The following is a 13,400-nucleotide window of genomic DNA, read 5'->3' on the forward strand; positions in this document are numbered from 1 at the left end:
AGGCCTCTAGTTCAATTTTCTAGTAAATTTTTCTGAATAAAGGTATAATAGAAGTATTCAAATGAAAGAGGTAATGAAAATGGCTTCAAAAATGCTACACACTTGCTTACGAGTAGAAAACCTTGAAAAATCAATCGCTTTTTATCAAGATGCTTTTGGTTTTAAAGAATTGCGTCGCAGAGATTTTCCAGACCATGCATTCACCATTGTCTATCTAGGACTTGATGGTGATGACTACGAGTTGGAATTGACCTATAACTATGATCACGGCCCTTATGTGGTAGGAGATGGCTTTGCCCACATCGCTCTCAGCACACCTGACCTTGAGGCCCTACATCAAGAACATAGCGCTAAAGGCTATGAGGTGACAGCCCCTAATGGACTTCCAGGAACTCAACCAAACTATTACTTTGTCAAAGATCCTGACGGTTACAAGGTCGAAGTCATTCGTGAAAAATAATCCAGTAAGGTCAAGTAGAATGTTCGTTTTCTACTTGACTTTTTTTCTTTGAAAGAGTATACTAATACAAATTTAACCTTTAAGGGGAGTCCAGAGAGACTCACAAGGTGTCAGATAAAAGGGATAGGGGACTCTGTGGAGACTTTTTAAGTGTGCGCATGAGTTCTAGCCTAACCCAACTGAGGCCTTGCATTAGCAAGGTCTTTTCTTTATCTGGTCCCCTTAAAATTTAAGGAGGAAAATCATGAATCCCACATGTAAGAAGCGTTTAGGTGCGATTCGTTTAGAAACCATGAAGGTGGTTGCACAGGAGGAAATTGCGCCAGCAATCTTTGAATTAGTCCTAGAAGGAGAAATGGTTGAAGTCATGCGAGCAGGCCAATTTCTTCATCTGCGTGTGCCTGATGATGCCCATCTCTTACGCCGTCCTATTTCAATTTCGTCTATCGATAAGGCAAACAAGCAGTGTCATCTCATTTATCGGATTGAGGGGGCTGGGACCGCTAATTTTTCAACATTAAGTCAGGGTGATATTCTGGATGTGATGGGACCTCAGGGGAATGGTTTTGACTTGTCTGATCTGGACGACCAGAGCCAAGTTCTCCTCGTTGGTGGGGGGATTGGTGTTCCGCCCTTGCTTGAGGTCGCCAAGGAATTGCATGCGCGTGGGGTGAAAGTAGTGACAGTTCTCGGTTTTGCTAACAAGGATGCTGTTATTCTCGAAAAGGAATTGGCCCAATATGGTCGGGTCTTTGTAACAACAGATGATGGTTCATATGGCATCAAGGGAAATGTATCTGTTGTCATCAATGATTTAGACAGTCAATTTGATGCTGTTTACTCATGTGGGGCTCCGGGAATGATGAAGTACATTAATCAAGCCTTTTATGACCACCCAAGAGCCTATCTATCTCTGGAATCCCGTATGGCTTGTGGGATGGGGGCTTGCTATGCCTGCGTCCTAAAAGTTCCAGATAGTGAGACTGTCAGTCAACGTGTCTGTGAAGATGGCCCTGTTTTTCGCACAGGAACAGTTGTATTATAAGGAGAAAGTCATGACTACAAATCGTTTACAAGTTTCTCTCCCTGGTTTGGATTTGAAAAATCCGATTATTCCAGCATCAGGCTGTTTTGGTTTTGGCCAGGAGTATGCCAAGTACTATGATTTAGACCTTTTAGGCTCCATTATGATCAAGGCGACGACACTAGAACCCCGTTTTGGAAATCCAACTCCCAGAGTTGCAGAGACACCTGCCGGTATGCTCAATGCAATCGGTTTGCAAAATCCTGGTTTAGAAGCTGTTTTAGCTGAAAAGTTGCCTTGGCTGGAAAGAGAGTATCCTACGCTTCCCATCATCGCAAATGTAGCAGGCTTTTCAAAACAAGAGTACGCTGCTGTTTCTCGAGGAATTTCCAAGGCTACAAATGTAAAAGCTATCGAGCTTAATATCTCTTGTCCGAATGTGGATCACGGCAATCATGGACTTTTGATTGGGCAAGATCCTGATTTGGCCTACGAAGTGGTAAAAGCAGCTGTGGAAGCCTCTGATGTGCCAGTTTATGTTAAGTTAACCCCTAGTGTAACGGATGTTGTCACCATCGCCAAAGCCGCTGAAGATGCAGGAGCAAGTGGCTTAACCATGATCAATACCCTTGTCGGTATGCGCTTTGACCTCAAAACTAGAAAACCAATCCTAGCCAATGGAACAGGTGGAATGTCTGGACCAGCAGTCTTTCCAGTAGCCCTCAAACTCATCCGACAAGTAGCTCAAACAACAGACCTGCCCATTATTGGAATGGGGGGAGTGGATTCTGCTGAAGCAGCGCTAGAAATGTATCTGGCTGGTGCCTCTGCCATCGGAGTTGGAACAGCCAACTTTACCAATCCTTATGCCTGTCCTGATATCATCGAACATCTACCAAAAGTCATGGATAAATATGGCATTAGCAGTTTGGAAGATCTCCGTCAGGAAGTCAAAGCCAGTCTGAGATAAGCTAGGTCCTCCTTATCGTCAACAAGAAATAGAATCTTCATCAATTTGTAATATTTCCGTCGGTTAACTATGTTACAATAGGGATTAGAAAACGTTATTGGAGCATTTAAATGAAACGATGGAAAGTGGCCCTAGTAAGTGCTGGCTTATTGGGGTGTTTTTTTACTGTAGTGGAGACAGCAAAAGCAGAAGAGGGAACTTGGCAAGGAAAGACCTACCTCAAAGCAGACAGGAAACCGGCAACCAACCAATGGATCTATGACCAAACGCAACAGGCCTGGTTTTATTTAACAGCTGATGGAAATCGTGCTGAGAACGGCTGGTTGACTGTTGGTGGTAAGGATTACTATTTTAACGAGACCGGAAAATTAGCCACAAAAACGTGGGTTGGCCAGTACTATGTGACTGAAAGTGGTACTAAAGCCAAGGAACAGTGGGTATTTAATCAGGAACAAGAATCCTGGTATTATCTCAAGTCTGATGGTCAGAAAGCTCAAAATGAGTGGATTCAACAAGGTCAGGAAAAATATTACCTTAAAGCAGACGGGAAAATGGCCAAAGATGAGTGGATCACTCAAGGGGAGAACCAGTACTACATCAATTCACAAGGTAAAATGCTGAAAAATGCTTGGCTTGGTAAGAACTATATATCAGAAAATGGTCATAAGGTTAAACAAGCTTGGATTTATGATGACAACTATAGCAGTTGGTTCTACCTTCAACAAGACGGTACCTATGCTGAAAATGGCTGGTTAACCATAGATGGGAAGGACTACCATTTTAAATCAGGCGGTTATCTATCTACTGAGCGTTGGATTGACCGCTTCTACGTTGCCAAGAGTGGAGCTAAATTGAAATCGGAATGGCTCTTTGATAAGAATTATGATGCTTGGTTTTACTTGAAAGCTGACGGAACCTATGCCGAAAAAGGCTGGGAAACGATTAAAGAAAAAGATTACCATTTCAAATCAGGCGGCTATCTTTCTACCGAGCGCTGGATTGACCGCTTCTATGTTGCTAAAAGTGGAGCCAAACTGAAATCGGAATGGCTCTTTGACAAGAATTATAACTCTTGGTTTTACTTGAAAGCTGACGGAACCTATGCTGAAAAAGGTTGGCAAACCATCAAAGGCAAGGATTACCATTTCAAATCAGGCGGCTACCTCTCTACGGAAACTTGGATTGACCGCAGTTATGTGACGAGCAGTGGAGCAAAAGCTGGCAAAGGGTGGCTCTTTGACAAGAATTATAACTCTTGGTTCTATATCAACTCTGATGGAAATTATGCCAATAAAGAATGGCTCTGGGATAATGGTTACTACTATCTCAAATCTGGTGGTTATATGGCTGCGAGTGAGTGGGTATGGTACAAGAACAATTGGTTCTACCTCAAGTCAAATGGAAAGATGGCTGAGAAAGAATTAATCTACGATTCTTCCGACCAATCATGGTATTACCTAAAATCCGGCGGTTATATGGCAAAAAATGAGACTGTGGATGGTCATACCTTGGATGCTTCTGGTAGATGGCATGTTGCGGATAAAACCAAATATTACAAAGTTAAACCAATCACAGCCTATGTCTATAGTGCATCTGGAGAAATCTTGAGTTACATTAACCAAGGAAGCATTGTTTCACTGGATAGTTCGACGCGAAAAGGTGGCCGACTTGCAGTTTCGATTTCTGGCTTGTCTGGCTATATGAATCAAAGTGATTTGACAGCAGTTGATGAAGGAAGCGAGTTTATCCCTCATTATACTAGTGATGGGAAATTCCTCTACCATGAACTCTCTCCATATACGAGTATCAAAGTAGCTCCACACACTTCTGCTATGGTTATTGGTAAGAAGTACTACTCAACTGATGGAGAGCACTTTGATGGCTTTACCATTAAAAATCCTTTCCTTTATAAGAACTTGAGAGAACCAAGTAATTATAGTGCAGCTGAATTGGATAAACTGTATTCGATGATGAACTTGCAGGATAGTCCTCTTGCAGGTAAAGGAGCGACTTTCAAAGAAGCTGAGGAACGCTACGGTGTCAATGCCCTTTACTTGATGGCGCATAGCGCTCTTGAAAGTGCGTGGGGACGCAGTCAAATTGCCAGAGATAAGAACAACTTCTTTGGTATTGCTGCTTATGATACTAGCCCATATCTCTCAGCCAAGAGCTTTGATAATGTGGACAAAGGAATTCTCGGAGCGGCCAAGTGGATTCGTGAGAATTACATCGACTACGGCAGAGACCACCTTGGAAATAAAGCAACCGGGATGAATGTTCGCTATGCTTCCGATCCATACTGGGGTGAGAAAATAGCCAGCATCATGATGACTATCAATAGTAGACTTGGTGAGAAAGACTAATCAAAAGAAAACAACGGTAACTACTGAAAAGTGGTTATCGTTTTTGTATATCTGGCAATAAGTTGATTCTATAGCTTTTTACACTTGAAATATTTAAAACAATATATTAAAATATAGAGGAGATTATTTATAAATTGAGGAGTTTAAAATGAAGAAATCAATGATTGTTGGGCTTATTACTTTTATTGCTTTAGGTTTGGCAACAGGATACTATTTCTTATCCTATGCGCCTCATCAAGCTGCTGTAACTAAGTTTGAAGATGTAGTAAAGGATTTAAATGAAAAGAATAAAGAAGTTGAAGATCAAATAGCTGAGGCTGAAAAGGTTATTGAGAATAATGAAGAACCTCTTGATTCTAAGACATTGGAAGAATTGAAATCAACTATAAAGGATAGCAAAGATTCACTTCGTAAAGAACCAGAAATGGAGAAAGCGACTGCTAAGATTGAGAAGCAAATTGAAGAATTAAGTCAACCATTAGATTATAGTGAAACAAAAAAGAATTTGTCTGAAAAATTGACTCACTATCAAAATAGCATTCTTCAATTAAAACAAATTACAAATCCTTCTAGTTCTTTTATTGAAGAAAGACTTAAAGAAATAGAATCAATTACTGGAGTACAATCTGTTACGGAGGATAATGACCCTAATAAAAAATTAAATAAACAAGGAGGATATACAGCGTCTGTATATTTTGTTGACAAGCAAGTGACTGAATCTGTAGAAGGCTCGGATATTGTTCATAAAGGCAATGATGTTGGAGGAAATATAGAGGTGTATAAGACAAAAGAAGATGCAGAAAAGCGCAATACTTATATTAGTGCTTTTGATGGAACTGCTTTAAATCCGGGATCCCACTATGTTTATGGAACCATATTAATTCGCACTTCGCACCATTTAACAGGAGCACAACAGAAAGAACTGACTGAGAAAATCTACAATAAATTAATTGAACTGAAATAATTAAAGAATTGGATAGCTATTTGTTTTATTGAACTAAGATACAGTCAAAAAGCCGTTGGAAAACGGTTTTTTGTTATAATTAAATGAAGAATTTAGAATTGAAGGAGAACATCATGACTTTTGAAGAAATCCTGCCTGGGTTAAAGGCTAAGAAAAAATATGTACGAACTGGTTGGGGAGGGGCTGAAAACTATGTCCAACTCTTTGACACTATCGAGCAAAACGGGGTTGCACTTGAAGTGACGCCTTATTTCCTCATCAACGTGTCAGGAGAAGGGGAAGGTTTTTCCATGTGGAGCCCGACACCTTGTGATGTTTTGGCGACGGATTGGGTAGAAGTGCATGACTAGACGTGTATTGATTACGGGAGTAAGTTCAGGGATTGGTCTGACTCAAGCCCGATTCTTTTTAGAGAAGGGGTATCAAGTATATGGAGTGGACCAAGGTGAAAATCCACTCTTGGAGGGTGATTTTCACTTTTTACAGAGAGATTTGACCTTAGACTTGAAACCTGTTTTTGACTGGTGCCCTCAGGTGGATATTTTGTGCAATACTGCAGGAGTCTTGGATGATTACAAACCGCTTTTGGAACAATCAGCTCAGGAAATTCAAGAGATTTTTGAAATCAACTACGCGACTCCTGTTGAGTTGACTCGCTATTATTTGACTCAAATGCTGGAAAATAAAAAAGGAATCATTATCAATATGTGTTCGATTGCTTCAAGTCTAGCTGGCGGAGGTGGTCACGCCTATACCTCGTCTAAGCACGCCTTAGCTGGCTTCACCAAGCAGTTGGCTCTAGACTATGCTGAAGCTGGGATTCAGGTATTTGGTATCGCTCCTGGTGCTGTCAAGACAGCTATGACAGCTGCGGACTTTGAACCAGGTGGATTGGCGGACTGGGTAGCTAGTGAAACGCCTATCAAACGCTGGATTGAGCCAGAGGAAGTAGCAGAAATTAGCCTTTTCTTAGCAAGTGGAAAAGCGAGCGCCATGCAAGGACAAATCCTGACCATTGATGGTGGCTGGTCTTTGAAGTAGGAGGAGTTGGATGGAAATCAAAAAACACTTTGGAGTCTATGCTGTTTGCTTTGAAAATGGGAAATTACTCTGCATTGAAAAAACGAGAGGCCCTTATCAACATCGTTATGATCTACCTGGTGGTAGTCAGCAACTTGGTGAAGGATTGACGGAAACGCTGATTAGAGAAGTGATGGAAGAGACAGGATTTACTGTTAGAAGCTATTCCAATCCTCGAATCTACGATGTTTTCGTCAGGGAAGAGTTAACAAATTTTACGGTTCACCATATCATGGCCTTGTATGATGTTGAAATGAATGAGAAGGAAGCTCAAGTTACGATTTCGGATGCTGTGCCTGATGGTGCGAATGATTCACTCGGATATATTTGGATGGATATTCAGAAAATCACAGAAGAAAATGCATCACCATTAGTCTTGAAGGTTAAGTCTGAATTATTGAGATTTCCAGAGCTGGACAAGACCTTGTATATGAATTGGAAGGTGAATGATGAGAAACCAACTTGTCCTTAGTGGAGAACAAATTGTTGAAAAAGTTTATCCTCAGTTATTGCACCATGTCGGTATGATTCGTGGAGAATACTTACTTAGAGAGCTTAATCAAAACATCCTATTAGCAAGTTGTCAGCAATTCGTAAAAGATTATCTAGATACCATTTGCTCCTTGTACTCAGATGAAGAGGTTTGGTATCGTTTTTCAGAGTTAACAAATACAGAAGCTAATTGTCTAGAGGGAACTAAAGAGCATTTTGATGAAAATCATCCCTTGTTTGGATATAGAGGGATAAGGCGTTTGCTGGCGTGTCCGAATGAATTTCAGGCTGAGTCACATGTCGTTACAGAAGTTTATCAAACAAATCCCAATCTGTCTGTTATCTTTCCTTTTGTCAATGATGCTGAGCAGTTAAAGCAAGCTATTAGAGTATTGCGTGAGCATGGTTTTACTGGAAAAGTCGGCACAATGATTGAATTACCGTCAGCTTATTTTGACTTGGACAGGATACTGGAAACTGGTATTTCAAAGATTATAGTTGGAATGAATGATTTGACTTCTTTTGTTTTTGCGACTGTGAGAAACAGTCAATGGCATGATATGGAAAGTCCAATAATGTTAGATATGCTAAGAGATATGCAGGATAAAGCAAGGATAAAAAAGATTGACTTTGCTGTAGCAGGCTATCTGAATGCTTCTTTCATACAAAAAATGAATCAGATGGGTATCAAGTGTATTATCCACTACAGTTCTATTCCAGAGATTTTTGATTTAGAGATTGATCATCCAGACCACCTCAAACGTATAAAAGAAGTAAGTAAAAAATTACAAAGGAGCAAACTATGACACCGCAAGAAATGTGGAATGCATACAAGCAAATTAACCCCTCGATTGGAGATGAGATAGATGCCTGGGCTTTTGGAGTGGAAGCCGATGCCTTGGCAGATTTGGTTTTAAAAGGCGAAAAGACAGCAACCGCCTCAGTCTACGACCTCTACGCACTAGAAGACGAACCTCTTCCACAAGAAGGAACCTTCGATGTCATTTTAGATAGCCAAGATCGGGCTGTCTGTATTATCGAAATTACAAAGGTTTCCGTTCAGCCTTTTCATCAAGTGTCAGCTGAACATGCCTTCAAGGAAGGGGAAGGTGACAAATCTCTGGCCTATTGGCGTCAGGTTCATGAGGATTGTTTCGCTGAGTGGCTGAGAGAGGCAGGACTGACTTTTACACCTGATAGTAAGGTTGTATTAGAAGAATTTCGCAAGGTCTACCCTCTTTAGACCGCTAGGAGGAAGAAAGTTTTGGAAATCGCCGTCCAATCCTTTTTTCTTAGGCAAAACATGATATAATAAGTTTGTTTGAAGAAGAGCTCTAGCTCTTAAACTTAGATAGGAGAAAACTATGCAAGCAGTTGAACATTTTATTACGCAATTTGTTCCTGAACATTATGATTTATTTTTAGACTTGAGTCGTGAGACCAAGACCTTTTCTGGGAAGGTGACCATCACTGGTCAAGCGAAAAGTGAGCGTATTTCCCTTCACCAAAAAGACTTGGAAATCGCTTCTGTAGAAGTTGTGGGTCAAGCACGTCCATTTACTGTTGACCATGAAAATGAAGCCCTTCATATCGAGCTGGCTGAGGCTGGTCAAGTTGAATTAGTCATCGCTTTTTCAGGAAAGATTACTGACAACATGACTGGGATTTACCCTTCTTACTATACAGCAGATGGAGTCAAGAAGGAAGTCTTGTCTACGCAGTTTGAAAGCCACTTTGCGCGTGAAGCCTTCCCATGTGTGGATGAGCCAGAAGCCAAAGCAACCTTTGATCTCGCTCTTCGTTTTGACCAAGCAGAAGGTGAAGTGGCCTTGTCAAACATGCCTGAGGTTGATGTGGAAAACCGTAAGGAAACAGGTATCTGGAAGTTTGAGACAACACCTCGCATGTCATCTTATTTGTTGGCCTTTGTCGCTGGTGATTTGCAAGGGGTGACCGCTAAAACCAAGAATGGTACCCTCGTAGGTGTCTACTCAACCAAAGCACATCCACTTTCTAACCTTGATTTCTCTTTAGATATCGCTGTTCGTTCGATTGAGTTTTACGAAGATTACTACGGAGTTAAATACCCAATTCCTCAATCTCTTCATATCGCTCTTCCTGACTTCTCAGCAGGTGCCATGGAAAACTGGGGTCTAGTGACTTATCGTGAAGTTTACTTAGTTGTGGATGAGAACTCTACTTTTGCTAGCCGTCAGCAGGTTGCACTTGTTATCGCACACGAGCTTGCCCATCAATGGTTTGGGAACCTCGTTACTATGAAATGGTGGGATGACCTCTGGCTCAATGAAAGCTTCGCCAACATGATGGAATACGTCTGTGTCGATGCCATCGAGCCAAGCTGGAATATCTTTGAAGACTTCCAAACAGGTGGTGTTCCAGCGGCGCTTAAACGCGATGCGACAGATGGCGTTCAATCTGTTCACGTCGAAGTCAAACACCCAGATGAAATCAATACCCTCTTTGACGGAGCTATCGTCTATGCCAAAGGAAGCCGTCTCATGCACATGCTTCGTCGTTGGCTAGGAGATGCTGATTTTGCCAAAGGCTTGCATGCCTACTTTGAAAAGCACCAATATGGAAATACCATTGGTCGTGACCTATGGAATGCCCTTGGTCAGGCATCAGGTCGTGATGTTGCAGCCTTCATGGATTCTTGGTTGGAACAGCCTGGCTATCCAGTTCTCACTGTCAAAGTTGAAAATGATGTCTTGAAGATTTCGCAAAAACAATTCTTTATCGGTGAGCACGAAGACAAGAGCCGCCTCTGGGTGGTGCCACTGAACAGCAACTGGAAAGGTTTGCCAGACACACTTGAAACTGAAAGTATCGAAATCCCTGGCTATGCCGCTCTTCTTGCTGAAAATGAAGGAGCTCTTCGTCTCAACACTGAAAATACAGCCCACTACATTACAGACTATCAAGGAGACTTGTTAGATGCCGTTCTTGCTGAGCTAGAGACACTTGATAACACAAGCAAACTTCAAATCGTTCAAGAACGTCGTTTGTTGGCTGAAGCAGGGCACATTTCTTATGCAGACTTGCTCCCAGTCCTTGATAAACTTGCTAAGGAAGAGTCTTACCTTGTGGTTTCAGCTGTTTCTCAAGTGATTTCTGCCCTTGAGCGCTTTATCGATGAAGGAACAGAGACTGAGAAAGCCTTTAATACACTCGTTGCTAAATTGGCTCGTCACAACTATGACCGTCTTGGTTTTGAAGCAAAAGATGGAGAATCAGATGAGGATGAATTGGTTCGTCAGTTGGCCGTTTCTATGATGATTCGCTCCAATGATGCAGAAGCTAGTCAAGTCGCTAGCCAAATCTTTGCAGCTCATAAGGAGAACCTTGCAGGACTTCCAGCAGCCATCCGTGCACAAGTTCTCATCAATGAGATGAAACACCATGAGACCAAGGACTTGGTCGCAACTTATCTGGACCTCTACACTCATGCCACAGATGCTGTTTTCAAACGCCAGTTAGCAGCTGCTCTAGCCTACAGTACAGATGCTGACAATATCCAAACCTTGATTCGTTCATGGAAGGACAAGTTTGTGGTGAAACCACAAGATTTGTCTGCTTGGTATTACCAGTTCCTAGATCATCAAACAACTCAAGAAACTGTTTGGGTATGGGCGCGTGAAAACTGGGATTGGATCAAGGCAGCTCTTGGTGGGGATATGAGCTTTGATAGCTTTGTTATCCTACCTGCCCATGTATTTAAGACTGAGCAACGCTTGGCAGAGTACAAGGAATTCTTTGAACCACAACTTTCTGACCTAGCTCTTAGCCGTAACATTCGCATGGGGATCAAGGATATCGCAGCGCGTGTTGACTTGATTAAGCGTGAAAAAGCAGCAGTCGAAGCTGTTGTAGCCCAATATGCCAAAGCGTAATTCGTTCGAAATGTAAACAAAAACTCAACTTTCTATCTGAAAAGAAGAGAGAGTTGAGTTTTTTTTAAGGCAATTTTGGTATAATAATCATAACAAGGAGGAGTTTCTGATGATAAAAATCTTATTAGTAGAAGATGACCTGGGTCTGTCAAACTCAGTATTTGACTTTTTGGATGATTTTGCAGATGTCATGCAGGTTTTTGATGGAGAAGAAGGTCTCTACGAAGCAGAAAGTGGCGTTTATGACTTGATTTTGCTTGACCTGATGTTGCCTGAAAAAAATGGCTTCCAAGTCTTGAAAGAGTTGCGCGAAAAAGGAATTACCACACCAGTCCTTATCATGACGGCCAAAGAAAGTTTGGATGACAAGGGACATGGTTTTGAGTTGGGAGCGGATGACTACCTCACCAAACCTTTCTATCTAGAAGAACTCAAAATGCGGATTCAAGCCCTTCTCAAACGTTCAGGTAAGTTTAACGAAAACACCTTGACCTATGGAGATATTGTCGTCAACCTTTCAACGAATGAAGTGAAGGTGGAAGACACGCCTGTGGAACTACTCGGAAAAGAGTTTGAGTTATTGGTTTACTTCCTTCAAAATCAAAATGTTATTCTTCCCAAGACGCAAATTTTTGATCGTCTATGGGGGTTTGATAGCGATACGACGATTTCTGTTGTAGAAGTCTATGTCTCAAAAGTTCGTAAGAAATTGAAGGGAACAGCCTTTGCTGAAAATCTTCAAACCTTGCGTAGTGTCGGGTATATTTTAAAAGATGTTCAATAAACTAAAAAAAACATGGTATGCGGATGATTTCAGCTATTTCATTCGAAACTTTGGAGTGTTCACCCTGATCTTCTCTGCTATGACTTTGATTATCCTCCAGGTCATGCACTCGAGTCTCTACACTTCTGTAGATGAAAAACTCCAAGCCCTTAGTAGCAGTCCCCAAGCGGTTATCCAGTTAGCCCTGAATCGGGCGACTGAAGAGGTCAAGGATATTCAACCAGCAACAGCGGATGCCAACAAGGCTGAAATCAAGCCCAATGTCAGCTCCAATACGGAAGTCTTGCTCTTTGACAAGGATTTTAACCAACTCTTATTGGGGAATCGCTTTTTAGGTTTGGACAAGATCAAGCTGGACAAAAAAGAGTTGAATCACATTCGCCAAATCCAAGTTGTCAATAGCTACGGTCAGGAAGAAACCTATCGGATGATTTTGATGGAAACCAACTCTTCCTCCGTATCAAGTAACGTCAAGTATGCGGCGGTTTTAATCAATACCAGCCAGCTCGAGCAAATCAGCCAAAACCACGAGCATTTAATTGTTGTAGTCATGGCTAGTTTCTGGCTCCTGTCTTTAATTGCCAGTGTTTACTTGGCACGTGTCAGTGTCAAACCCTTGTTGGAAAGTATGCAAAAGCAGAAGTCCTTTGTTGAAAATGCCAGTCACGAACTGAGAACGCCTTTGGCCGTTTTACAAAATCGTTTAGAAAATCTCTTTCGAAAACCAGAGGCAACGATCATGGAATCCAGCGAAAGTATTGCTTCGAGCCTTGAAGAAGTTCGCAACATGCGCTTCCTCACGACCAATCTCCTCAACCTTGCACGTCGCGATGATGGAATCAAACCAGAAATAGCAGAAGTATCACCACAGTTCTTTAAGACGACCTTTGCTAACTATGAGTTGATTGCTTCTGAAAATGATCGTATTTTTGAGTATGAAAATCGGATTTATCGTCCCTTCATGACCGATCAGTTGCTCCTAAAACAGCTCATGACCATCTTATTTGACAATGCCATCAAGTATACCGAAGAAGATGGGAAAATTGAGTTTGTAGTTCATGCTACAGATCGTCACCTCTATCTAACAGTAACGGATAACGGAATTGGAATTTCAGCTGCTGACAAGAAGAAAATATTTGACCGATTTTACCGTGTGGACAAGGCGAGAACCCGTCAGAAAGGTGGCTTTGGTCTTGGACTATCCTTGGCCAAGCAAATCGTAGATGCCTTACGAGGAACGATTAGCGTAAAAGATAACAAACCTAGCGGGACAATTTTTGAAGTTAAGATTGCTATTCAATCTCCTTCAAAACGTAAGAATAAATAAAAAAGACAGTTATAGAACTGTCTTT

The 13,400-nt window shown here is 41.6% G+C and carries 13 protein-coding genes; all 13 read left to right on the plus strand.

Annotation, left to right across the window (positions count from 1 at the left end; genetic code table 11):
* Positions 1-79: 79 nt before the first annotated feature.
* The 13 genes from gloA to HMPREF8578_RS08545 all read left to right on the plus strand — a co-directional run bounded on the left by gloA (position 80) and on the right by HMPREF8578_RS08545 (position 13,375).
* On the plus strand, positions 80-460 hold the full coding sequence (gene gloA, locus HMPREF8578_RS08485; RefSeq protein ID WP_000157147.1) for a lactoylglutathione lyase: 381 nt from the start codon (positions 80-82) through the stop codon (positions 458-460).
* A 244-nt stretch (positions 461-704) separates the two neighbouring features.
* Positions 705-1,505, plus strand: a complete 801-nt coding sequence (locus HMPREF8578_RS08490; protein WP_001070089.1) for a dihydroorotate dehydrogenase electron transfer subunit — start codon at positions 705-707, stop codon at positions 1,503-1,505.
* Complete coding sequence (locus HMPREF8578_RS08495) at positions 1,468-2,454, plus strand: dihydroorotate dehydrogenase (protein ID WP_002893175.1); 987 nt, start codon at positions 1,468-1,470, stop codon at positions 2,452-2,454. Before HMPREF8578_RS08490 ends, HMPREF8578_RS08495 begins: the two co-directional genes overlap by 38 nt.
* A gap of 110 nt (positions 2,455-2,564) precedes the next feature.
* Positions 2,565-4,817: a glucosaminidase domain-containing protein gene (locus HMPREF8578_RS08500; RefSeq protein WP_000832910.1), complete on the plus strand. Its 2,253-nt coding sequence runs from the start codon at positions 2,565-2,567 to the stop codon at positions 4,815-4,817.
* Positions 4,818-4,965: 148 nt separating this feature from the next.
* Complete coding sequence (locus HMPREF8578_RS08505) at positions 4,966-5,781, plus strand: hypothetical protein (protein ID WP_000749425.1); 816 nt, start codon at positions 4,966-4,968, stop codon at positions 5,779-5,781.
* A gap of 113 nt (positions 5,782-5,894) precedes the next feature.
* The gene (locus HMPREF8578_RS08510) at positions 5,895-6,131 is read left to right on the plus strand and encodes a DUF2829 domain-containing protein (protein ID WP_000141913.1); all 237 of its coding nucleotides are present in this window, start codon (positions 5,895-5,897) and stop codon (positions 6,129-6,131) included.
* On the plus strand, positions 6,124-6,822 hold the full coding sequence (locus HMPREF8578_RS08515) for a 3-oxoacyl-ACP reductase (protein ID WP_000198465.1): 699 nt from the start codon (positions 6,124-6,126) through the stop codon (positions 6,820-6,822). Before HMPREF8578_RS08510 ends, HMPREF8578_RS08515 begins: the two co-directional genes overlap by 8 nt.
* 10 nt (positions 6,823-6,832) lie before the next feature.
* Positions 6,833-7,333, plus strand: a complete 501-nt coding sequence (locus HMPREF8578_RS08520) for an NUDIX hydrolase (protein ID WP_000403331.1) — start codon at positions 6,833-6,835, stop codon at positions 7,331-7,333.
* The gene (locus HMPREF8578_RS08525; protein ID WP_025168834.1) at positions 7,311-8,159 is read left to right on the plus strand and encodes a putative PEP-binding protein; all 849 of its coding nucleotides are present in this window, start codon (positions 7,311-7,313) and stop codon (positions 8,157-8,159) included. The genes HMPREF8578_RS08520 and HMPREF8578_RS08525 overlap by 23 nt, the downstream gene beginning before the upstream one ends.
* Positions 8,156-8,596 (plus strand): ASCH domain-containing protein, encoded by a 441-nt coding sequence (locus tag HMPREF8578_RS08530; RefSeq protein ID WP_000188812.1) that lies wholly within the window; start codon positions 8,156-8,158, stop codon positions 8,594-8,596. Before HMPREF8578_RS08525 ends, HMPREF8578_RS08530 begins: the two co-directional genes overlap by 4 nt.
* 121 nt (positions 8,597-8,717) lie before the next feature.
* Positions 8,718-11,264 carry a M1 family metallopeptidase gene (locus HMPREF8578_RS08535; protein WP_001149135.1) on the plus strand — a complete coding sequence of 849 codons (2,547 nt, stop codon included), beginning with the start codon at positions 8,718-8,720 and terminating at the stop codon, positions 11,262-11,264.
* Between the two features lie 109 nt (positions 11,265-11,373).
* Positions 11,374-12,048 carry a two-component system response regulator CiaR gene (ciaR, locus tag HMPREF8578_RS08540; protein WP_000590630.1) on the plus strand — a complete coding sequence of 225 codons (675 nt, stop codon included), beginning with the start codon at positions 11,374-11,376 and terminating at the stop codon, positions 12,046-12,048.
* The gene (locus HMPREF8578_RS08545) at positions 12,038-13,375 is read left to right on the plus strand and encodes a sensor histidine kinase (RefSeq protein WP_000482346.1); all 1,338 of its coding nucleotides are present in this window, start codon (positions 12,038-12,040) and stop codon (positions 13,373-13,375) included. The genes ciaR and HMPREF8578_RS08545 overlap by 11 nt, the downstream gene beginning before the upstream one ends.
* Positions 13,376-13,400 lie beyond the last annotated feature (25 nt).

The organism is Streptococcus oralis ATCC 49296 (genome assembly GCF_000185265.1).
Classification (GTDB): Bacteria; Bacillota; Bacilli; order Lactobacillales; family Streptococcaceae; genus Streptococcus; species Streptococcus oralis_BC.

Bases quoted from the DNA above. Each gene is read 5' to 3' on its own strand.
- gloA (WP_000157147.1), top strand. From the start codon at position 80: ATGGCTTCAAAAATGCTACACACTTGCTTACGAGTAGAAAACCTTGAA.
- HMPREF8578_RS08490 (WP_001070089.1), top strand. From the start codon at position 705: ATGAATCCCACATGTAAGAAGCGTTTAGGTGCGATTCGTTTAGAAACC.
- HMPREF8578_RS08495 (WP_002893175.1), top strand. From the start codon at position 1,468: ATGGCCCTGTTTTTCGCACAGGAACAGTTGTATTATAAGGAGAAAGTC.
- HMPREF8578_RS08500 (WP_000832910.1), top strand. From the start codon at position 2,565: ATGAAACGATGGAAAGTGGCCCTAGTAAGTGCTGGCTTATTGGGGTGT.
- HMPREF8578_RS08505 (WP_000749425.1), top strand. From the start codon at position 4,966: ATGAAGAAATCAATGATTGTTGGGCTTATTACTTTTATTGCTTTAGGT.
- HMPREF8578_RS08510 (WP_000141913.1), top strand. From the start codon at position 5,895: ATGACTTTTGAAGAAATCCTGCCTGGGTTAAAGGCTAAGAAAAAATAT.
- HMPREF8578_RS08515 (WP_000198465.1), top strand. From the start codon at position 6,124: ATGACTAGACGTGTATTGATTACGGGAGTAAGTTCAGGGATTGGTCTG.
- HMPREF8578_RS08520 (WP_000403331.1), top strand. From the start codon at position 6,833: ATGGAAATCAAAAAACACTTTGGAGTCTATGCTGTTTGCTTTGAAAAT.
- HMPREF8578_RS08525 (WP_025168834.1), top strand. From the start codon at position 7,311: ATGAGAAACCAACTTGTCCTTAGTGGAGAACAAATTGTTGAAAAAGTT.
- HMPREF8578_RS08530 (WP_000188812.1), top strand. From the start codon at position 8,156: ATGACACCGCAAGAAATGTGGAATGCATACAAGCAAATTAACCCCTCG.
- HMPREF8578_RS08535 (WP_001149135.1), top strand. From the start codon at position 8,718: ATGCAAGCAGTTGAACATTTTATTACGCAATTTGTTCCTGAACATTAT.
- ciaR (WP_000590630.1), top strand. From the start codon at position 11,374: ATGATAAAAATCTTATTAGTAGAAGATGACCTGGGTCTGTCAAACTCA.
- HMPREF8578_RS08545 (WP_000482346.1), top strand. From the start codon at position 12,038: ATGTTCAATAAACTAAAAAAAACATGGTATGCGGATGATTTCAGCTAT.